Source organism: Candidatus Chlorohelix allophototropha (genome assembly GCF_030389965.1).
Taxonomy (GTDB): Bacteria; Chloroflexota; Chloroflexia; order Chloroheliales; family Chloroheliaceae; genus Chlorohelix; species Chlorohelix allophototropha.
Genome location: NZ_CP128399.1, coordinates 2,430,881 through 2,451,401 on the forward strand (window position 1 = coordinate 2,430,881; position 20,521 = coordinate 2,451,401).

Consider the following 20,521-nt stretch of genomic DNA (forward strand, 5'->3'; position numbering starts at 1 on the left):
ACCTATTTTTTTTCAAGCACTGAGTCAATCGTCTGGAGAATTTCACCACTACTGGCTGGTTTTGTAAGGAAGCCATTAGCGCCTTCTTTTCGGGCAATAATTCGATCCTCATCCTGACCGCTTGCAGTCAACATTATAAAAGGAATTGTCTCTAAAATTTTATCATGGCGCATCCTGCGCAACAATTCCATACCATCCATTCTGGGCATAGCCAAATCAGCTATTACCAGATTTACCGGGGATTTCTCAAGCAAAGTCAAGGCTTCTACGCCGTTTAAAGCCTGAAGAACATCAAAGCCATGCTTTCGAAGGGTAAATCCAAGCGTCCTATGAATTATAAGACTATCGTCAACTACCAATATCGTAGACATTATAATAACACCTTGAATGATAGGCTAGAAGCTTTTTCGAGCTTCTTCTGCGGTTTCAAAAGTATCAAAGACCCGATCAAACCGGGTTAGGCGTAAAATTCGCCGAGCCACTTCAAGTTTCGGCATTACCATTTTCACATCTCCCTCTAGTTGGCGAGCATGCTTTAGCAAAGTTACCATTACAGCCATTCCTGCACTATCCATAAATTCAAGATTAGTTAGATCAAGCACATAACGGGTAACTGATTGCCCTTGTAACTCATCCAATTTTGACCTTAATTGAGTAGCGGTAAATGCATCCAGTCGCCCTTCTATTTCCAGAGTTACAATCTTGATTACTTGTTCCAAAACATTGATTTTCATAATTATATTTCTTTCTTGCTTAGCGGAAGGATTTTTTCGATTGTCCAGCGATTGTAAATACCATCGCGCCTGTATTCAAAAGAGTCGGTCAGTTGCTCGACTAGAAATAGACCGTACCCATGTACCTGAGCATTCTCAAGGTCTGGAGTTCTTTTGACATTACTCTGAAAGGCTTTTCCGGTATCAGTGATTTCTACTGAGATACTTAAGGGTTCACTTATCACTCGAAACTCTAGCCAAATACGATAACCCGGTTTTTCCTCATAGGCATGTCCAACCACATTAGTACAAATTTCGTGAATAGCCAGTTGCAAACTATATGCGAGGGTTTCCGGCTCTTCTAGGTCTTCAATTCTTTCAAGGATGCCATTCAGCACTGCACCGAGCAGATTCAAATATTTATAATCAGCAGGCAATTCCAGTTTGATTAAAATTCCTGGGTCTTGTTTGTTGTTCATTACTCAATACCTTTCAAAACAACCAAGGTACGGTCATCTGATTGCTCAACTCCCGCTTCATGTTCCAGAACTTTTTTGAATAATAAATCTGATATGTGCTGCGCGCTTAAGCTGCGATTATTTTTTACCAATTCAAGTAAACGGTCATAACCATACATTTCACCTACACTATTAAAAGCTTCACTAAAACCATCGGTGGCAACTACAAGTAAATCACCATATTCTAGTTTTACTTCCTGCCGTTCTGATAGTGAAATCGGTAACACCCCCAATGCAGTGCCATCAGCTTCAAAGAACTGAATAGAGCCATCAGCCTTACAATATATAACCGGAGAATGCCCTGCATTGGCATAGCTCAAACACCGGGTAGCAGGCTCATAAAACCCATAAAAGGCTGTTATAAACATTGACAGGTCAGAGCAATCTCCATATAAATCTTCATTTACGCGGCTCATCAGTTTTGCAGGATCCATCGTTTTACTGAAGCGAGAGGCATTTTGAAAAGCTATACGTGCCATAGCCATCATTAGTGCGGCGGGAAGTCCTTTGCCAGAAACATCTCCCACCACAAAATTGAGAGATCCGTTTGATTGGCTTATAAAATTGTAAAAATCCCCTCCAACTTGACGAGCAGGACAAGATGCCGCATAAATATCTAGTCCTTTCACACTTGGAAATTTCTGAGGTAACAAGCGCAGTTGAATACTGGATGCCAACTCAAGCTCTGAACGCATGCGGGCTTGGGAGAGCGTTTCTGAATATAGAATGGAGTTTTCGAGTTGCGCTCCGGCGTATTGGGTAATCGCCTGTGCAAGTTTGATAACAGGCATGGAAAATGCCTCGGTATGATTAGCCAGCCCCAAACCGGCAAACGGCGCATTATTAACCGTTATTGGCAGAAATAGTAAATTTTTTGTTCCGTTACAGCCGCAATTCACCACAAGTGGTTTGCCGTTTGCTTGCGTCCTATGTAGCAGTTCCTGTGCTTGCTGCTCTTCGAGAAAATTCTCAGGATATTGAATCAACAGCGCAGGCTTGATCGGTTCAGCCAACAGCGCAAACGCTTTATCACAAGAACATAAGCGCGCGGCTTCCCGGCATAATGTAGCAAGTATTTCTTCCGGGCTTAAATAGCGGCGCATTGAACGAGAAAGATCGTAAAGAGCGAGAAGCTGATCCTGATTCTGAACCAGTTCAGAAGTTAACATCCCCAATTCCACTTCGTATCGAATCAAGTTATCCAAAGCGGTAGCGTCAGCTTCCAGACGATCAAAAACTAATTGCTCATCCAGTCCTTGAATGCGCAGTTCTCCGATTATCTCGCCATCTACCTCTAGAGGGGCTATAACCACCCCCGCTGAATTGCCGGGATAGTCCCAGCGCATAATTTGTTCGCCGCCACCAACTATTTCAAAGGAGGTTGCGCCCGCTGTATGCCACAAGTTAGCGAGTTTTTCAAAGTAAGAAAAGCGCGACATTACCAACTCGCGTAATGCCTGCAAAGCTTCATTCATCGAAAGCCTTGACCGCTTCCAACTCGCTAGCAAATATATCAATTGCCCGGTTGATTTTGGTTAGCTCAAAGATAATCCTAACCGGTTGCTGCAAATTGCAGAGGTGCAAATCTCCGCCCTTATCGCGAGAGTGCTTCATACCTTGTACCAGCGCAGCAAGCGCAGAGGAGTCAAGGAAATGTACCCCTGTGAGATTTATTACCAGCTTTGGTTTGCCTTGAGTTGTTTTATCTTCAAACCATTGCTGAACCGGTTTCAACTCATACGCATCAAAACGACCCTTTAATTCAAGAATTGAAACCTCGCCCGATACCCTACTGAACATTTCCATAATGAGCTTTACCTCTTAACTTTCGGCTTTTTTGAGACTAACGTCTGCATATGCAACAAATACCAATCCACTACATCTGAAACCGGCAACCCGGTAGCAGCAGCAAAGTTTTGAGAAGCAATCTCAAGACGACGTTCCGGATTATCCAATATATTCGCTATAGCATGCGCTAGACTTTCGGTATTATCCGGTTCAAAAAACTCCCCGGTAAAACCTTCTTCCGCTACTAAAGCGGCAAAATCCCCAATGTTTGGTAACACCACTGCGCGAGCATATTCCCCGGCTTGATGTAACACACCGGAACTACCGGTAGTGGAATTATAAGGAAAGACCACCACAGAAGCCTCACCAAATACTTTAGGCACATCTTCTTCAGCCACATAGCCGGTAAAGGAGATGGATTTTACCTCGGAGTAGGTTTGTTTAACCGACTCAAGATAGCCCGGAGAATTGGGGCTGTCAGTTCCGGCAATTACTAGCTCCATATTGGGATGGTTTTTAGCTTGCAGAATTTTATAAGCTTCTACCAGCGGTTCAACCTTTTTGTAAGTGCCGAATTTTCCAAACGTCATAATGCGTTGTGGACCCGGTGGCGGTTCAAAAACAGGGTCTGCACCAGCCTCAAATGAGCCATGCGGAGTCAGCAGCACATTTTTAGCTTTGTACTTAATCTCCAGAATTTCTACATATTTTGGAATGGTAACTGCTACCAAATTGGAGAGTAGCAATAAACGAGTGAAAATATAGCCAAAAGCGCGAATAGCTTTTTCCAGTAAGGGGTTCCCGCCAAAACCAGCTTTCTTTAGGTCAATTGTCTCCATAATGTTATGCAACAAGGTGACAACCGGGAAGCCCGCAAGCCTGACCAAAGCAGGGGTTGTAAGCCCCAAAGCCGCCGCTACCTTGCCACTGCCGAAACTGGCAAATTGGAGATTGAGCATTACAATATCCGGTTTTTCCTGCTGCACTACTTTTAATATGCGCAAAGCGTTGGTCTTTGAGTCAAAATCCCAGCAAGGGATAATACGAGTGGGCGCATAACCATCATTTTCAAACTCCGGATACTTCTCATTACCCGGCAAGGCATCAACCAATAGCACCAATTCTTTAACTTCGCGTTTCTGGCGTAGATAGCGCACAAAATGATAGGCATATTCATTGAGCGAACCTTTGCCGGGTGGAAAGGTTGTTACCAGCGCAATTTTATAACTAGGCATTGGAATACACCCCTTTTATATCGTTCATTTTTATTTTGACTAAATCACGCAAGAAACGTTGAACTTCTTTGGAGGTATCCACTTTCGAGCCGGGCGCATCGACCCATTCCACCGGGACTTCTGCTATTTTGTAGCCCAATTTTGAACTGAGGTAAAGTATCTCTAGGTCAAAGGAAAAGCCGCTGATAGTTTGTGCTGCGTATAGGCGGTGTGCCGCCTGCTTTGTGAAAAGCTTAAAGCCGCATTGCGTATCTCGCACACCGATTCGGAACACATAACGTACAATCCAACGCAAACCACCGCTCAGTATCCGCCGCAAAACGGTGCGGTGTGCTTCCTGTGAGCCACTAGCAGCCCGCGAACCTACCGCGACATCATATTTTTCTTTATCGAGCTTAGCCAACAACTTATTGAGTTCTTCAACCGGAGTGGAGTTATCGGCATCATCGAAAAGAATGAATTTGCCACGCGCCGCCAGCATCCCTCGCCTAACTGCGCTGCCTTTCCCGCCATTTTTTTCTGCTACCAACACTCGCAGATTCGCCAACCCAAGCTCTTTGATAAGCTTGACAGTGTTATCTTTTGAACCATCGTCAGCGATAATTAATTCCCAATCGTAACCAAAGCTGCAAACGTGCGAAGCTATCGCGCCAATTGTAGGCACAATCCGTTCTTCTTCATTATATGCAGGGATGACTATGGAGAGGTAAGGTTCGCCCTGGATAGCAACTGTTTTCCAACGTTCGTATGCATCGTAGCTCATTTTTAGCGCCCCTTAAAAACTAAATGTGATTATATTTTTAAATAATAACGCGGTTGTGTTACGGCATTTTTACAATATTATTACTCTAATATTAAGAATATTAATACCTCTTTAACTTTTTCGATAAAACCCAATGCTTGATATTATTTTATTACTACATACCATTTAGAACAATTGATATTGTAAAAGTTTAATATTTTTTTAATGCCTGAAGATAAATCCATATTGCTTGTCGATAGGTTATAAGCAGGCTACTTACTGAAAAATCGGATAGTAAGCGAAGCAATCTGTGCGCTTGGAATTGACTCCCCTTTCCGGTTGTGTTAAAAAAACCCTACCACTTTTTGCAGCCAATATATATTTCGCAACATTTAATAAAAGGTATTACTTTCACGCTCAGTTTGTGTTTAAGAAACCTAGAGTTTTGGGCACTTATTCCAATAACTATGGTCAAAATCTTAGCGTTAATTGGTATAATGTAATACCGCCTTTATGGTGACGATGATGTCAGACGAATTATTTAATGATACATTCGTAATAAGGAAGGGAATAAAATGGGAGACCAATTTACACCTACAAAAGATGAGAAATTTACTTTTGGTCTTTGGACAGTAGGTAATAGAGGAAGAGACCCCTTTGGCGAAGCGGTGCGCGATACCATTTCGCCAATTCGCAGTCTAGAAAAGCTCTCAAAACTGGGAGCATGGGGCGTAAATCTGCATGATAACGACCTCGTACCTTTTGGAGCAAGCCTTCAAGAGCGCAACCGGATTGTGAAAGAGTTCAAGAAAGCATTAGATGATACCGGAATGGTAGTGCCAATGGCTACCACCAATCTTTTTTACCATCCCGTTTTCAAGGATGGCGCCTTCACCAGCAATGATAAGCGTGTACGCCACTATGCGCTACAGAAAACCATGCAAGCAATGGATTTGGGTGCAGAAATAGGCGCAGAAATTTATGTGTTCTGGGGAGGGCGTGAAGGCACTGAGGTTGATGCCTCTAAAGATGCACGTGAAGCAATTAAACGAATGCGCGAGGCAATGAATTTCCTGTGCCACTATAACATTGATATGGGCTATGGCTATAAGTTTGCGCTAGAAGCGAAACCAAACGAACCCCGCAGCGACATTTATTTCCCTACCACCGGACATATGCTGGCGTTTATTGAAACGTTGGATCACGCTGATATGGTAGGCGTTAACCCTGAAGTAGCGCATGAGCAAATGAGCGGGTTAAATTTCTACCATGTAGTCGCGCAAGCAATCGAAGCGGGAAAATTATTCCATATTGATCTGAACGACCAAAAACCCGGTCGCTATGATCAAGATTTGCGCTTTAGCAGCGAGAGCATCAAAAGTATGTTCTATCTAGTTAAACTATTGGAAGAAAGCGGCTATAACGGACCACGCCATTTTGATGCGCACGCCTACCGTTCGGAAGATGAAGAAGGCGTATGGGCTTTCGCCCACGGTTGTATGCGCTCCTATATGATACTTAAAGATAAAGCGCGGCGTTTTGAAGAAGACCCTGAAATACAGGGTATTCTCAAGGAATTGAAATCATTAGGCAGCGATTCACCATTCGATACTGCAAATTACAATAGCGCTACCGCTGAGGCGCTCAAAGCCGCCAGCTTTGATATTGACAATATCGCCAAACTGGGCTTGATGTATGAGCAACTTGACCAGCTTGTAATTGATTTGTTATTAGGAATCCGCTAATAACTAAGATTGCTATTATGGGAACGTATCTCACGATACGTTCCCAACGTTTGAGCCGAAAGGAAAATTCCATGCTGAGTATGGCTGCTGCATTAAAAGGTTTCGAGAAAAACGGGAAAGTTTCCAAGCTCACCGATAATGGCGCTTACAAGGTTACTCTACATCGACAGCTAGAGAGGGAAGATCAAGGACAATTTCTGATCGAGGTTTATAAAGTACCACGTAAAGGCGAGAAAGCTCCTGAAAAGCCAGAGTTAAATTTGCGCTATGATAACCTGACTAAAGCGCTCTCAATTGCCAACCAAGCGCTCAGGGGAGGTCTTGATTCTTTGATTTTTTTCAATCGTCTTCCCCAAGATCGTTAAGGCTAATAGTTATAAATTTTGGAATTTAGTTTCAATGGGAATTTTGTTAGTAACTAAAAATGGTAAATATTGTAGCTCTATGCAAATTTTTACTATAAGCCAAAGCACATAATAGGCTCAACCTCTTGAGAGTTATAATGAACTCAAAATCACCTGCTTTGTGCCACTCCAAATTAATACTCATAGTTCGCGGGAATTTTAGACAACAACCGTTTCTCTGAATTCATACAAAAAATCAGCTACTTGCGCCGTTACACATCTTAAGCTAAACTTAATATTATTCGAATTATGTCACCTAACATTTATGATCGGTATTTAAGCCGCACATAATCGACAGGAAGGGGCTTGACATGTCCTCCGAAGCCGCAGGAAACATTGACCGGGAACTGGACGATTATATAACCGCAAATCTGCCCCGCTTCATCACTGAATTGGGCGCTTTGTGTTCTCCAACTACCACTCAATCTTCCCGTCGCTCGAAAAATGATCCTGACGATATCACCCGCCTTATTATCAATATGCTAAAAGAGCGTGGCTTGAAAACGGAGAACTGGTCTCTCAATAAACGTAGCACTATATTTGCACGTGGGGAGCAACGCTCTGAATCTAACACGCTGCTTTCATATAACACATATGAAATTATGCCACCCGGTCAAATGGATGAATGGCAGAGCGCAATGTTTGGCTTAAATGAGCGGGATGGCAAACTCTATGCTAAAGGGGTTGCAGATAATCGTGCTAATTTGGTTGCACGGTTGGCAGCCTACGAAGCATGGCGTGAAGTGTATGGCAGCGTACCTTGCAACGTTAAGTTTCTGGTAGAGGGACGCACCGGTGATGGGCAAAGTCTTGCCTCAAAACTTCTTGCTGAGAAAAGTGGAGTTTTAAAAGCCGATGCCTGTTTGTGGGATTCAGGGGAAAATACGCCTGAAGGTATTCCTGTAATAGGTTTGGGGCAAAAAGGCTATCTTTGTATTGAACTACGCAGCAAAACTCTTTCGCAGGATGGCAATAGCGCCCTCGCCGGGATTTTGCCCAGCGGCGGTTGGCGACTTATATGGGCGATGAGCGCTATCAAGAATGATAATGAAGATATCCAGATAGATGATTTTGATGCTGATATACAAGTGCCAACCCATGAAGACAGCTCATTTATTATGCAAACTGCCAAGCGTTATACAAATCGTTTGGAAGAACGGCTCACACGGTTTGGGGTAAGCGAGTACCTGATGGGGTTAAAAAGCTTACCACTATTGATAACCGAGTTCTTTACGCCTACCGCTAATATTACTGGCTTTGTAGGCGGCTATTTAGGCGATGATGTAAAAACGGTTTTGATGGCTAGTGGGCATGCTCGGTTGGATTTCAGGCTTGTGCCAAATCAAGACCCCGCTACTGCGCTAGACTTGATACGCAAACATCTGTACAATCGTGGTTATACCGATATAGAAGTAACACAGGTTGGAGTAAGCGAAAAACCCGTTCGCACCTCACCAACCCACCCCTTTGTAAAGCTAGCAATAGAAAGTCTCGGACAAGCGATTGACCTTGCCCCGCTGGTAATTCCTCTTGCACCCACAGTTGGTCCGATGCATGCCTTCAAAGAAGCGCTTGGAGATTTGCCGCTGATTTGTACCGGCACTTATTACGATGGGGCGCAAAGACAAACTGCCAACGAGAATATTCGAATCGCCGATTTCCTTAACCATATCAAATTTACTACCCGTCTATTGGGCAATCTTAATAATTACACTCGATCTGATGCGACCGAGAAAATTACAGAAACGGTTACCTCTAAACAGGCTTCTGGCTAATGCTTAGCTCAATTATAGCTTTTGCCCGATTACATCCGGGTTGGACACTATTTCTTGTTGCCTTGCTCTACCGCATTTTCACTGCCTCTTTCTATTCACAACCCGGTTATACCGACGCTTATTACTATACAAACTCGGCTATTCAATTCTGGAATGGCAATGGCTTTCGGGATGACTATATCTGGAACTATCTAGCACGTCCGCTACCGGAGAGCGTTATCGGCAACCCTAGCCATTCCTACTGGATGCCTTTTACGTCATGGCTCATTGCGGCAGGTTATTCACTGACTTTTGGGGAGAATTATTGGGCGGGACGTTTGCCGAATATGCTGCTAACCGCTTTGATTCCACCCCTTAGCTATCGTCTTGGGATGGCAGTTGGCGGCATTAGATATGGTTGGTTAGCCGGGGGGTTGGCAGTTTTCTGCGGATTCTATGCTCCGGTCTTTTCAATGCCCGATAACCATGCACCCTATGCTTTTATCAGTTTGCTATTTCTAATGCTGACAGCCGAGTGGATAAACCCGGGCAGTTTTTTACCAATGCCCCGCAAGCTTATTCCGGTAGCATTGGGGCTTCTGGCAACTATTGCTTATCTGACTAGGGTAGATGGAGTGTTTTTGCTGCTAGTTCCGCCACTATGTTTAGTATTGCTAAAAAAAGGCATAAACTGGCGCGGGGTAGTTCTGATGTTTGGAATAGCTGCTTTGTCGGTAATCCCGTGGATTGTTCGAAACTTCATAGTTAGTGGGCAGCTTTTCCCCGGTGGTGGCACTAAAACTATCTTTCTGAGGAATTACAACGACTTTTTCAGCTTTGATAAACCGCTTGATTTAGCCTATTACCTGAACCTCACAGACCCTTCCCCACAATGGGGTATCGGCGCATTGATCATGAGTAAGTTGAATGCGCTAGGACAAAACCTGCTGATAATTGCCCGACCTGCCATAATAATGTTTACACCGTTTGCCTTGTTCGGGTTGTTCAGCCGCAAGCGCAGCGATACTAGTCTGGTGGCGACCTTATATAAAGGGGCGTTATGGCGCAACCCCATATTACTTCCTTTTACTATATACCTCCTATTGCTTTACATAACTATGTCGCTAGTTTTTACTTTTCCGAGCTATCGGGGGAGTGTTTACCATTCTGGGGGTGGGTTACTACCCTATATTTATGTGGCTATCGCCGCAGGTATAGATTTGGTGGCGCGTTGGTGGGGTAAGTTAAGCCGCCCGCAAGCCGAACAGAGCCGCCGTAATTTTCTGGCGTTTGTAGTTATACTCGGTGCAATTTTAATTTCCATCGGCTGGACTCTTTCACAATCGGCTAATTGGGATGCTGATTATCGGGAATTGCAACAGGTGAGTGCGTGGCTGGATTCCAATACTCCACCCGGAGTAATGGTCATGACTCCCGACCCCACCGCTTACTGGTATGCAAACCGCAAACCCTCCATTATTATTAATTCTGACCCGCTCGATAAGGTATTACAGGTGGCGAAACGCTACAATGCAGGCTATTTATTGTTACAACCCATCGCTACCACCGCAATGACCGCTTTGTACCATGATAAAGCTTCCCCCGGACTTAAATATTTGGTTACAATTGGTACTTCGCAAATATACCAGATTGAACCTTAGCCTATTTTTACAAACGCTGCTTTCTGCTGTTATAATCAAGCACATGACTCAGACAAAGTTGGCAAATTTGCAGGGATTAGAATTTACCCCAAACCAAACGGTTTACGCAGTTGAACACATCGCTAAGCGTTACGGGCGCGGTAAAGCAGCACAATCGGCGCGTCCCGCCAATCTGGATATTTCTCTCGAAATAAAGCAGGGTGAAGTATTTGGATTATTGGGCAGCAACGGTGCAGGCAAAAGCACTCTTATTAAGCAGATGGTGAATTTGCTCTCTCCCGATGAGGGGCGGATTTCCCTTTTTGGAGTTGATATTGCCAAAAAACCCGACATAGTAACGCGCAAGGTGGCTTATATGCCCCAAAAACCTAACGCTCTGCTAGACTTAACAGCGGAAGAAGCCATTTATTTTACCGGGCATATGCGTGGAATGAGCAGACATGATGCTAAAAAAGCGGCTGCCCAGTTAGTTGAGCAATGGGGTTTGGGAGAGGTAAGGCGCAAGGCAGTGCGCAACATGAGCGGGGGGCAAAATCGGCTTGTCAGTCTTGCGATTACGCTGGTTGGCGACCTTCCGGTGATGATTCTAGATGAACCGACCAATGAACTCGATCCGGCTTTTAGAAGACAAGTGTGGGATCATCTGAAAGAGCAAAATACCGTACACGGCACTACCATCATATTGGTAACGCATAACGTGCAAGAAGCAGAGCATGTTATCGGGCGTGTAGCGATTATGAGCAAGGGGCGCATGGTTGGAATGGGGCGGGTTAGCGAGTTAAAGAGCAAAATTGACCAAAGTGTACGCCTTGAGCTATTTATAAAACCGGATCGCGCTGAAATTTGCGAGTCCCAACTGGTTGCGTTGGAGCAGGCGCGCCAACTGAAACCCTACCATTGGGTGGTGTTAGTGCCGCGCGAGAATGCCGAAGAAGATATTTATAAGGTATTAGGTGGGATACGGCTGGATAATCTGGAGGATTTCCGGGTGCAAACTGCTTCGCTGGAAGATGTATATATGGCTTTCACCGGACGCACTATCGAGGATGAGGACGAGTAGAAAATAACTGTGACACGCTTTTTCTCCAACTTTTGGGATTTGTTTCTAATTCAATTGGCTAACTGGCGCTGGTCGTGGGCAGCGACAATGATTAATGGGCTGCTTGTCCCGCTTACCACCTTCTTTTTTTTCAAACTGTTAGCCACATCGGGTAACACCGAGCAAGATTTATACTTGTTGAGCGGTAATATTATTGTTTCGCTGCTTTTTACCACAATGTATGGAACATGCGCTCGTTTTTCCTTTATGCGCACTTTCGGGGTGCTGGATTATTACGCTACCTTGCCGGTTTATAAGGGTTTGTTGGTGCTGGCGGTAAATGCCGGATTCCTAGTTTTAACCCTTCCTACCGCTTTATTGACTGTCTTGATGGGTCAGTATATTTTCAATATTACTATCAGCCTTTCACCACTGTTTTTGTTAATAGTGCCGCTTGCCAGCTTTTCACTATCAGCAGTAGGGGCATTGGTAGGAGTGACTGCGCCAAATTTCGATACTGCTACTTCAATTAGTGGGGTGCTTCAATTCATTTTCATGGGCTTAAGTCCCATCTTGGTAGCAGCCGACCGTTTACCCGAATTTGTCCAGTGGATTGGTAAAGCCTTACCAAGCACCTATGCTGCCGAAGCCTTGCGCCTAAGTTTGATCGGTCAATTTAACGAGAAATTCTGGTTGGATGTTGTCATCCTATTGGTAGTTAATACACTAATAATGCTATATGTGGGTAGCAAGATGGAATGGCGCAGCGCCTGATTAAAAAAATTTAAATCTCCTATTTTTACCCTATTTTTTCATTGGGTTTTCCATATAATAATATTGACTATAACTCGCCAATATTTTATTTCGATTACTATGAGTGAAAGTAGAGGGCATTGTGTCCGATTCACATTACCTTGCCAAACAAGTTACTTTTGAAGGCTTGATCAAAGGGTTGAGCATACAAAATGATAGTGTGCTTCTAGAAGAATTGCTGCATGTTACGGGCTATAATTTCTTCAAACCAGAAGCGAATTATCCATTTCGTGATTTGGTATTGTGTATTAATTTTTTAAGGCAGAAATTGTTTCCAGAATTAACCGATGCGCAGGCTTATTCTAAAATTGCCCGTGCTCAGGTAGAGGGCTACATTTCGCAAACAATCTTCGGTCGGATTACTTACGCTGCTCGTAAGGGTGGTGGAGGTTTTAAGGCACTCGAACTGGCAATTAAAAACCATTCTGCTAACTTTAACTTTGGTAAACGCACAATAACCAGCACAGGTGAAAATAAGGCTCAGGTAACATTTGAAAATGATCCTTCAAACCCTGTTTATGTTGCAGCAATGTTATCTGCCATACTAGAATTACAGGGCGTACAAGATATCAAAGTAACATACCGGGGTGTTGCAAAACATCATTTTATTTATGATTTAGGCTGGTTAGAGAAGTAAATTTGCCTTTTGAAAACTATTTGGCGTTTTTGGGATTTTACAGAACGCTACCTTTTGATATCTAAATTAACCAAAGGGCAAGAAGTGTTGCCATAACCTGCCCATACAAGTAATGTCCTAATTGAAGAAAGGCATTACTTGTATGAACCCTAACACGCTTAAAGAATTTTGTACGAAAGCTACGGTTGCACGGTTTGCCGCAGCGAGTGTGGGTTAGGACAGACGAAAAGGGGCATAAACCGGGTGGATGTGCGCTATATTGAAGAATGGCGACCTTATCGCCGCACTCGCGAACAGTTCGGGGAAATATTGGCATAGCAATTTTGAAGGCTGTTACAACCAAAGAGTTCAGGCTAAATCAACAAAGAAGGTGAGCTAGCAATGATAAACCCTAAAAGATACTACCGACATTTAAAAGAAACCTTGAAACACATTGAACGGTTGGATTGGTTTGCTAACGAAACTCACAAACATGGCTACGAAATCAAATATCTGATAAATCAGTTACAAGAGAAGGTTAACTCAAATAACAATGAGTTAAGTCAACAAATCGATCACCTACAGCAGATAATAGCACAACCGATTGCACAGAATCCTGAATATATTCTATCCTACAACCCGGAACTAATTCCCTCTAACGAATTACTAAAGCTGGAGGGAGTGATGGTAATGGAAGAGTGGTTTCGCTGGGCAGAAGAATGGAGTTGGCAGCAATTACGGGGGGCTGGAAAGAAACAGTAAGGTGCTTGAGATTGGGTGTGGGTTGGGACGTATCGCTTTTCCTTTGCGTTTCCTGATCTCACAATACGGCTCTTATGATGGCTTTGAAATCACTAGGGAAAAAGTAGATTTTCTCCAAGCAAATTTCCAGAAAACCTTCCCGAATTTTCGCTTTGTGTGGGCTAATATTCATAACACCTATTACAACCCATATGGCGAGATGGATGCCCGAGAGTATATATTTCCTTATACCGACAACAGTTTTGACCTAATCTATGCTGCATCAGTATATACTCACCTTTTGCCGGACTATACAGCACATTATTTCAGCGAAGCCGCGCGGGTTTTGAAAAAGGGTGGTCGCTGCGTTTTCAGCTTCTTCTTGTTAGATAACTACCAACCGGGACGGGTTCGACTTAATCTATTTAGCAGCCCTATATTTAATTTCGATTTTTCCTACCAGAATTACGGCGATGAATTTGCGATTGGGAATACGGAAAACCCGGAAGAAATGACCGCTTATCGCTTGGGTATGGTAGAACGATTTGCAGCAGAAGCCGGATTGGAACTAGCGCAACCGCCTATAGACGGCAAATGGTCGGGCAAGAGCCAGAAATGGCTCAGTACGCAGGATTTGGTAATACTGGTAAAACCTTGAACGATATGGAATATACAGAACTTATTTGATTACTCTGTAACCAAATGGTATAGTTAAGAAAGACACTTGAGGCAAAATTGCTTTTCGTTGTATATTCGCTCGGTCAGGCAAAAATAGGAATTCCGGTTTTCAAGTTACAATAGAAATAAAAGCTCTGCCCCAAACTACCGCTTAATGTGGCTAATACAAAGTGATTTCGCTCAGGAGGAACCCTTATGGTAGCTCATCCCACCAAAATCGAATTGGATGAAAAGGAAATGCCTACCGCCTGGTACAATATCCAGGCTGATTTGCCCGTACCGTTGCCACCACCCTTGCATCCCGGCACGCACCAACCAATCGGACCGGCAGACCTCGCCCCACTTTTCCCGATGGAATTAATCAAGCAGGAAGTTAGCACTGAGCGTTATATAGACATCCCGGAAGAAGTGCAGGAAATTTACAAGCTATGGCGACCAAGCCCGCTCTATCGCGCCCTTCGCTTAGAAAAATTGCTGGATACGCCAGCCAAAATCTACTTCAAGTACGAAGGGGTCAGTCCGTCCGGTAGCCACAAATCCAATACCAGCGTTCCCCAAGCTTATTACAACATGAAAGAAGGGGTAAAGCACATCACTACCGAAACGGGCGCGGGGCAATGGGGTACTGCACTCTCGATGTCTTGCGAAATGTTCGGGATTGAATGCACCGTTTACATGGTAAAGGTGAGTTACCAACAGAAACCGTACCGCCGCGCCCTGATGGAAACCTACGGCGCAAAAGTAATCGCCAGCCCTTCCAATACCACCGCTTCTGGGCGCAAAATCCTAGAAACTTCGCCTGACTCTCCGGGCAGCCTCGGCATGGCAATCAGCGAAGCGGTAGAAATCGCGGCGCAACGTGACGACACCCGTTATTCCCTCGGAAGTGTGCTAAACCACGTCTTGATGCACCAAACCATCATCGGGCAGGAAGCCAAACTGCAATTGGAGAAAGTGGGCGATTATCCCGATATCATCATCGGTTGCACAGGGGGCGGCAGCAATTTCGCAGGTATAACCTTCCCCTTCATCAAGGATAAATTCGCGGGTAAGAATATCCGCGTCATTGCGGTTGAGCCTGCCGCTTGCCCCTCTCTCACCAAAGGGGTTTACACCTACGACTTTGGCGATACCGGGCAGCTAACCCCGCTGGTCAAGATGCACACCCTCGGTCACGATTTTGTACCGGAAGGTATCCACGCCGGAGGGTTGCGCTATCACGGTATGGCTCCGTTGGTCAGTCACCTGATGGAGTTGGGCGCAATCGAAGCCCGATCGTACCACCAGAACGCCACCTTTGAAGCGGGTGTCACTTTCGCCCGGACGCAGGGTATCCTGCCCGGACCTGAGCCAACTCACGCCATCAAAGCAGCAATTGACGAGGCGATTCGTTGCCGCGAGGAGGGCGTTTCCAAAACCATCCTGTTCAACCTGAGTGGTCATGGGCACTTCGATTTAGGCTCTTACGATAGATACCTAAAGGGTGACTTGGTTGACATCGAATACTCAAGCGAGCAAGTGCAGGAAGCTTTGTCCCATCTACCGGTAATTGCATAGGTTATAAAATTGCCCCATCGCGTGGTTTTCGCAGCCATCTCACCGGGGCACAACTGCAAAGTAGCCGTTGCCAACAACGGCTTTTTTTATTCAAACAATTGGCAGGATTGCGAAAGGGCTTATAATAGAGATGGAAGTGAAACTAACCGATTATATAGGGGAAAGGTTATAAAGTGTCAGACAAACCACGCGGTTTATTGCGCGGCGCAAAGTTCAACGGCAAACATAGTACGGTAATTGCCCCGGCTTTTCCAGTTATCGAACTTTTACGCGACGATAGCCGGGTTACTAAAATCGTTATCGGGGTTATCAAGCCACGCAAGGGAAACGGTATTGGCTTGAAAGCCACCACTATTGACGCAGGTTTGCGGATTATGGTTTCCGGGCCGTCCAGTGTACAGCAGTTCTACGCCTATACCGCCGAACCGGAGGGGGTTACAACCGCGCTTGAACAATTGATGAGCGAGAGATAGAGTTAAAGGCTTTCTGCTATTTTCTTCAGAGCAAAGTCGTCTTCTGCTATCCCCACTTCGGCGGCAGCCTGTGCCACCTCCTCCAGCAAAGAATAGGGTGTTAGTGTGTCCGCGATTACCTCTTTTGTAACAGGCTGACTAACAGGCGTAAAACTCGAAAGCGGTTGCAGCTTTTCATCGAAAGCGGTGGGTGGTTCTGGCTCAATATCCGCTACTCGCCCCAACACCCGACACAAAAACAGATAATAATCATGCGCTGCATCCGAAAGACGCGCCTGTAATGCCACATGACGGCGGGCATTAAAGCCCAGTTGGGCAGCAAGGTCAGAGCGACGCACTAACAAGCGCAGGTATTCCAGAAGCAATTCTTCTTCGGCTTCGTCCACATCCACCTTAACGCAAGTGTCGTCCGGCAGTTCTTCAAATGCGCCCGTCCGCGACACCAAAACCGGGCGACTCGCGCCCATTATACGCAAAAGGCTAGCAGAGGTTTCCCCAGCGGTAGGGTAACGCATATTAATACACACATCCGCCGCCGCTAAATAATTGGCATATTTCTCACCACTAGCGTAGCCCGTCAACTCCACTTTGCCCTGCAACCCCAACGCTGTTATCATCCCCATTACATTGTAGTTGGGCGAAGGGCTACCGACCAGCACAAAGCGCGATTGGGGATACTCCCTACTGAAAGCACGAAAAGCCCATAGAGCGCTATCCAACCGCTTATAGGGGTTTAGATGCCCCAATGAAGTCAGAATAAACTCATCCTGCGCTAAACCAAGCCGTTCTCGCGCTATTTTCTTCTCTACCAGCGGGGGCAACGGAACGCCCATCCGCGCAATACCTGTGAGCTTTTCAGGGAATCTAGCTTTAATAAGCCCCTGCGCATAAGAACTATGCACCAACACCGCTTGCGCCGCTTCTATCGCCGGTTCGCACAGGGGGTAACGAAACAGCACTTCCGGCAAACGTCCCTTGATTACCTCACGCGCGGTAGCTTCGCCTTCAGTCCCGTAGTGTCTACCCATCTCGCGAATGTATTCTTGCGCCTTGCCGTTGTTTAGGTATTGACCGATCAAGAAGTGATGTAGCACGTAATCATGCAACACCAGCACGCCCTTTTTGCCGTATTCAAGCAGGCTGCGATATATATAGGCATGCGCCGCGCTGTTGCCCATGTGAAACAGATATGTATCATAATTACCCGCTTGAGCGCGAAACTTTGAAACGGGATATGTCTTGAACTGTTGCAATAAGGTCTTATTCGTAGGGTTTAGGTTTTCATCAAGGTACAGATCAATATCAGCATAACGGGCAAGATAGGGCAAAAGTTCTTCGCTGTAGTCGCTTATACCGGATTGCACCGGGTTTATCGGGCTAAAAAACGCCAATTTGAGTTTCGCGCTCAATTCAAATCCCTCTCACGCACTATTCTACTTCTACCTTTACGCCGCAGTTAGTAGCCAGATAATCCAACGCGGCGCGGGCTTCAAAAGCCTGTGCTGCCCCTAACACCCCGCCGCTTTTGCCCGGAAACTCACCTGAAAGAATTTGGGAGGCGCAATAAGCAATAATCTGAGCAGTTAGTCCGTACATATCCACACCGCTCAAAGCTACCCGGCGCGCCCCTTTGCGTCCCACTGCCTCTGCCACTACTGACCAGCGACTTGCCTCGCGTTGCTGTAAATCAGGTCCACCTTTTTTGACAAACGGTCGGACTATAACCCTAATAAGTTCACCAAAAAAGGGGAGTAATAAGAAGCTAATCCGTGATAACCAGTAAGTACCGCTCCCGACCGCCATATAGGTTTTTACATTGTTACACTTTATATGTCTTGGCAAGGTCAGGTTTTCGCCAAAAGGCGCGATAAGGGCGCGGCGTACTCCGAGCGGTGCTGGAAAGCGAAAACTCCGCCCTTCTGAAGCAATTAGCTTTATTTGAGTCTGGTAGTCCTGCCAAGCCAAACCCGGTTTGCGTAGCACTTCCAGCAACGAAAGAGTCGAACCGCTGCTGATGCCCCGACCTTTAAGCGCGACCGCATTTGCCACTGATATTGTATCCAGCGGCTCAAGCCCATTTGCCGCTAAGGTCGCCGCCCAATTTCCTAGCGCATACTCTACCCCGCAACCGGGAATTATCGCCACCTGTTTTTCCTGAGCTAGAGCATGGTAACGGTTAATCACCCGCGCCATATATTCCTGCTCGCCTGTTATATCAAGATAATGCACCCCCGCTTTAAGCGCGGCTTTAACCACCGCTTCTCCATACAGCGTGAAAGGACCTACGCAATTAACCAGCAGGATAGGGTGATTTTCAAAAAGAGCGGCAAGCGATTTGGGTTGCAGTGGATCGGCAACGATAATTTCGCAATGCTCAAGACCCGGTAAACGGCGCATTGCTTCCAGCCTTACCCCGTCGCGCCCCGCCAGCACCACTTCAAATCCGTGTTGAGCCAGTACAGGCGCAGTAAGGCTGCCGGTGTAACCGCTTGCCCCAAAAAGCACTAGCCTATTTCCTGACATTTAAACCCTCGCCGATGAAATCCAACCGCTAATCAGGCGGGCAAAAAATTCTGGTTTATCATACTTTTCCAGTTCAAAAACAGGCAGCCCCTTTTCTTCCAGCGCCGCATTAGCCGCCAATATTGCCGTAGCGACCGCCCGTTCTAGAAACAGGGCGGGCAAAGGATTCCGCACCCAATCGCCGCAACAGCTTAAACCCGGAAATGGAGTTCGCACGCCCATATGATGAGCTAAAGAACCAATTCCAAAAAGGGTGTGGGAGGGAGGGTTGCGTTGGAAGGTGACATGTAAAATTTTACCCTTCAACTTCGGAAATATCCGCTCTACCGCTTCCCGCGCCTGAGCAATAATCGTCGCATCATCCAGATCAAGAGTCTCCTGGCTGTAAATATGAGTTTCCAAAGCGCTACCGCCCGTTGCAGTATGCCATTCTTTGAACGAATTCAGAATACGATGCAGCCAGAAAAAGTTATCTAATATAAAATCGCCACTGATAATACCCGCTTCGGCAGTGCGCTTGCGAGGCGACTCGGAGAACCAAAAGCGCAAGACTCCCGTATGGCGACCTTCGGGCCATTTCATATCAGCAGTAATCGCTGCGGTGGTTGGGCTATTGTTAAAGATACGGCTGGCGGCGGGCGCATCGGTAGCCACTATTACATGCAATGCTTCGATTTTTTCCCCATTTTCCAGAAATACTACCCAACCTGTTTCACCCACACGTTCAAGCCGTTCTACCCTTGCGTCCTTACGAATCTCAGCACCAGCCCGAACAATTTTTTCTGCCATCGGCGCAATCAACGCGGTTTCCGGGTCGGTGGGCAAGTAGTGGAAACGCTGGCTGTCTCGCCGCAGCAGCGAATAAAAGCGTAAGAAAGCAATAAAACCCGCTGCCGGAACCTGATCTAGATGTGCCGATAAGCCACTACGCGCCAAAGTTGCTAGAAATGCGGTCATGCGCGGAGGCCAGCCTTTGCACAAATCCGCAACAGTTTTACCTTCTAAGCTTACACCTTCAACCAACGGGTCAATCGCGGTAGCAGTCAGCAAAGTACCTAGCACTACCGGGATTTTGAAAATATCACTGAAAGTTAGCATCCGCACGAAAGGGGGGTAAAATGACAACGCGCCGTAATGGAAAGGGGCAGGCCAAAGTATAGTACGACGCACACCTCGCCCCATCTCACAGCGTAGAATTTTACCGTTCGACTCACCGTGAACCCATTGCTGGCGATCTGCAAAAACCAGTTCCGGCATAAAGCCGTGCCGGGCAGCCATCGCTTTGAGGTTCTTGTATTGCCACCACAAGCCATGAATCCCATGTTCGGCAGGAAAGCTCCAGCGCCGCCCATCGGCAGAAGTAAGCTCAACTGCCGGTTTTGTACTCCAACGACCACCCAGAAAGGCAGGTTCAGCCTCCAGCACGAGCGGCAACAATCCCCGCTCGGTCAAATGTAAAGCGGCAGTCAGTCCTGCTACACCACCCCCGATTATCACACAGGCACGAGGCTCAGATTGCAT

The 20,521-nt window shown here is 46.0% G+C and carries 22 protein-coding genes; 12 read left to right on the forward strand and 10 right to left on the reverse strand.

Annotation, left to right across the window (positions count from 1 at the left end):
* Positions 1-2 precede the first annotated feature (2 nt).
* From OZ401_RS10675 to OZ401_RS10705, 7 genes are read right to left on the reverse strand one after another with little or no spacing between them, the layout of a single operon-like run.
* Positions 3-371 carry a response regulator gene (locus OZ401_RS10675; protein ID WP_341468219.1) on the reverse strand — a complete coding sequence of 123 codons (369 nt, stop codon included), beginning with the start codon at positions 369-371 and terminating at the stop codon, positions 3-5.
* Between the two features lie 24 nt (positions 372-395).
* Positions 396-734 (reverse strand): STAS domain-containing protein, encoded by a 339-nt coding sequence (locus OZ401_RS10680; protein WP_341468220.1) that lies wholly within the window; start codon positions 732-734, stop codon positions 396-398.
* 2 nt (positions 735-736) lie between these two features.
* Complete coding sequence (locus tag OZ401_RS10685; RefSeq protein WP_341468221.1) at positions 737-1,192, reverse strand: ATP-binding protein; 456 nt, start codon at positions 1,190-1,192, stop codon at positions 737-739.
* Entirely contained in the window at positions 1,192-2,706 is a 1,515-nt protein-coding gene (locus OZ401_RS10690) for a GAF domain-containing SpoIIE family protein phosphatase (protein WP_341468222.1), read from the reverse strand. The genes OZ401_RS10685 and OZ401_RS10690 overlap by 1 nt, the downstream gene beginning before the upstream one ends.
* Positions 2,699-3,037, reverse strand: a complete 339-nt coding sequence (locus tag OZ401_RS10695) for an STAS domain-containing protein (RefSeq protein WP_341468223.1) — start codon at positions 3,035-3,037, stop codon at positions 2,699-2,701. The genes OZ401_RS10690 and OZ401_RS10695 overlap by 8 nt, the downstream gene beginning before the upstream one ends.
* Positions 3,038-3,045: 8 nt before the next feature.
* Positions 3,046-4,254, reverse strand: a complete 1,209-nt coding sequence (locus OZ401_RS10700) for a glycosyltransferase (RefSeq protein WP_341468224.1) — start codon at positions 4,252-4,254, stop codon at positions 3,046-3,048.
* A complete protein-coding gene (locus tag OZ401_RS10705; RefSeq protein WP_341468225.1) occupies positions 4,247-5,017 on the reverse strand; it encodes a dolichyl-phosphate beta-glucosyltransferase in 771 nt (256 codons plus the stop codon). The genes OZ401_RS10700 and OZ401_RS10705 overlap by 8 nt, the downstream gene beginning before the upstream one ends.
* A 554-nt stretch (positions 5,018-5,571) precedes the next feature.
* On the opposite strand from OZ401_RS10705, the gene xylA reads away from it, so the two are divergent.
* The 12 genes from xylA (at position 5,572) to OZ401_RS10765 (ending at position 16,477) form a co-directional block, all read left to right on the forward strand.
* Positions 5,572-6,741: a xylose isomerase gene (gene xylA, locus OZ401_RS10710; RefSeq protein ID WP_341468226.1), complete on the forward strand. Its 1,170-nt coding sequence runs from the start codon at positions 5,572-5,574 to the stop codon at positions 6,739-6,741.
* A 17-nt stretch (positions 6,742-6,758) separates the two neighbouring features.
* Positions 6,759-7,106, forward strand: a complete 348-nt coding sequence (locus tag OZ401_RS10715; protein ID WP_341468227.1) for a hypothetical protein — start codon at positions 6,759-6,761, stop codon at positions 7,104-7,106.
* Positions 7,107-7,456: 350 nt separating this feature from the next.
* Complete coding sequence (locus OZ401_RS10720; RefSeq protein ID WP_341468228.1) at positions 7,457-8,920, forward strand: M20/M25/M40 family metallo-hydrolase; 1,464 nt, start codon at positions 7,457-7,459, stop codon at positions 8,918-8,920.
* Entirely contained in the window at positions 8,920-10,560 is a 1,641-nt protein-coding gene (locus OZ401_RS10725) for a hypothetical protein (protein WP_341468229.1), read from the forward strand. Before OZ401_RS10720 ends, OZ401_RS10725 begins: the two co-directional genes overlap by 1 nt.
* A 43-nt stretch (positions 10,561-10,603) precedes the next feature.
* Positions 10,604-11,620 carry an ABC transporter ATP-binding protein gene (locus OZ401_RS10730; RefSeq protein WP_341468230.1) on the forward strand — a complete coding sequence of 339 codons (1,017 nt, stop codon included), beginning with the start codon at positions 10,604-10,606 and terminating at the stop codon, positions 11,618-11,620.
* A 9-nt stretch (positions 11,621-11,629) separates the two neighbouring features.
* Positions 11,630-12,373 carry an ABC transporter permease gene (locus tag OZ401_RS10735; RefSeq protein WP_341468231.1) on the forward strand — a complete coding sequence of 248 codons (744 nt, stop codon included), beginning with the start codon at positions 11,630-11,632 and terminating at the stop codon, positions 12,371-12,373.
* A 103-nt stretch (positions 12,374-12,476) separates the two neighbouring features.
* Positions 12,477-13,049: a DUF2378 family protein gene (locus OZ401_RS10740; RefSeq protein WP_341468232.1), complete on the forward strand. Its 573-nt coding sequence runs from the start codon at positions 12,477-12,479 to the stop codon at positions 13,047-13,049.
* Between the two features lie 168 nt (positions 13,050-13,217).
* Positions 13,218-13,367 carry a hypothetical protein gene (locus OZ401_RS10745; RefSeq protein ID WP_341468233.1) on the forward strand — a complete coding sequence of 50 codons (150 nt, stop codon included), beginning with the start codon at positions 13,218-13,220 and terminating at the stop codon, positions 13,365-13,367.
* Positions 13,368-13,430: 63 nt separating this feature from the next.
* Positions 13,431-13,790: a hypothetical protein gene (locus OZ401_RS10750; protein ID WP_341468234.1), complete on the forward strand. Its 360-nt coding sequence runs from the start codon at positions 13,431-13,433 to the stop codon at positions 13,788-13,790.
* Between the two features lies 1 nt (position 13,791).
* On the forward strand, positions 13,792-14,427 hold the full coding sequence (locus OZ401_RS10755; RefSeq protein WP_341468235.1) for a class I SAM-dependent methyltransferase: 636 nt from the start codon (positions 13,792-13,794) through the stop codon (positions 14,425-14,427).
* 215 nt (positions 14,428-14,642) lie between these two features.
* Complete coding sequence (locus OZ401_RS10760; protein WP_341468236.1) at positions 14,643-16,004, forward strand: TrpB-like pyridoxal phosphate-dependent enzyme; 1,362 nt, start codon at positions 14,643-14,645, stop codon at positions 16,002-16,004.
* Between the two features lie 173 nt (positions 16,005-16,177).
* Positions 16,178-16,477: a DUF2103 domain-containing protein gene (locus OZ401_RS10765; protein WP_341468237.1), complete on the forward strand. Its 300-nt coding sequence runs from the start codon at positions 16,178-16,180 to the stop codon at positions 16,475-16,477.
* 2 nt (positions 16,478-16,479) lie between these two features.
* Here OZ401_RS10765 and OZ401_RS10770 read toward each other — a convergent pair whose 3' ends face one another.
* From OZ401_RS10770 to OZ401_RS10780, 3 genes are read right to left on the reverse strand one after another with little or no spacing between them, the layout of a single operon-like run.
* On the reverse strand, positions 16,480-17,886 hold the full coding sequence (locus OZ401_RS10770) for a glycosyltransferase family 4 protein (RefSeq protein ID WP_341468238.1): 1,407 nt from the start codon (positions 17,884-17,886) through the stop codon (positions 16,480-16,482).
* Between the two features lie 19 nt (positions 17,887-17,905).
* A complete protein-coding gene (locus OZ401_RS10775) occupies positions 17,906-19,000 on the reverse strand; it encodes a saccharopine dehydrogenase family protein (RefSeq protein WP_341468239.1) in 1,095 nt (364 codons plus the stop codon).
* A complete protein-coding gene (locus tag OZ401_RS10780) occupies positions 19,001-20,521 on the reverse strand; it encodes an FAD-dependent oxidoreductase (RefSeq protein ID WP_341468240.1) in 1,521 nt (506 codons plus the stop codon).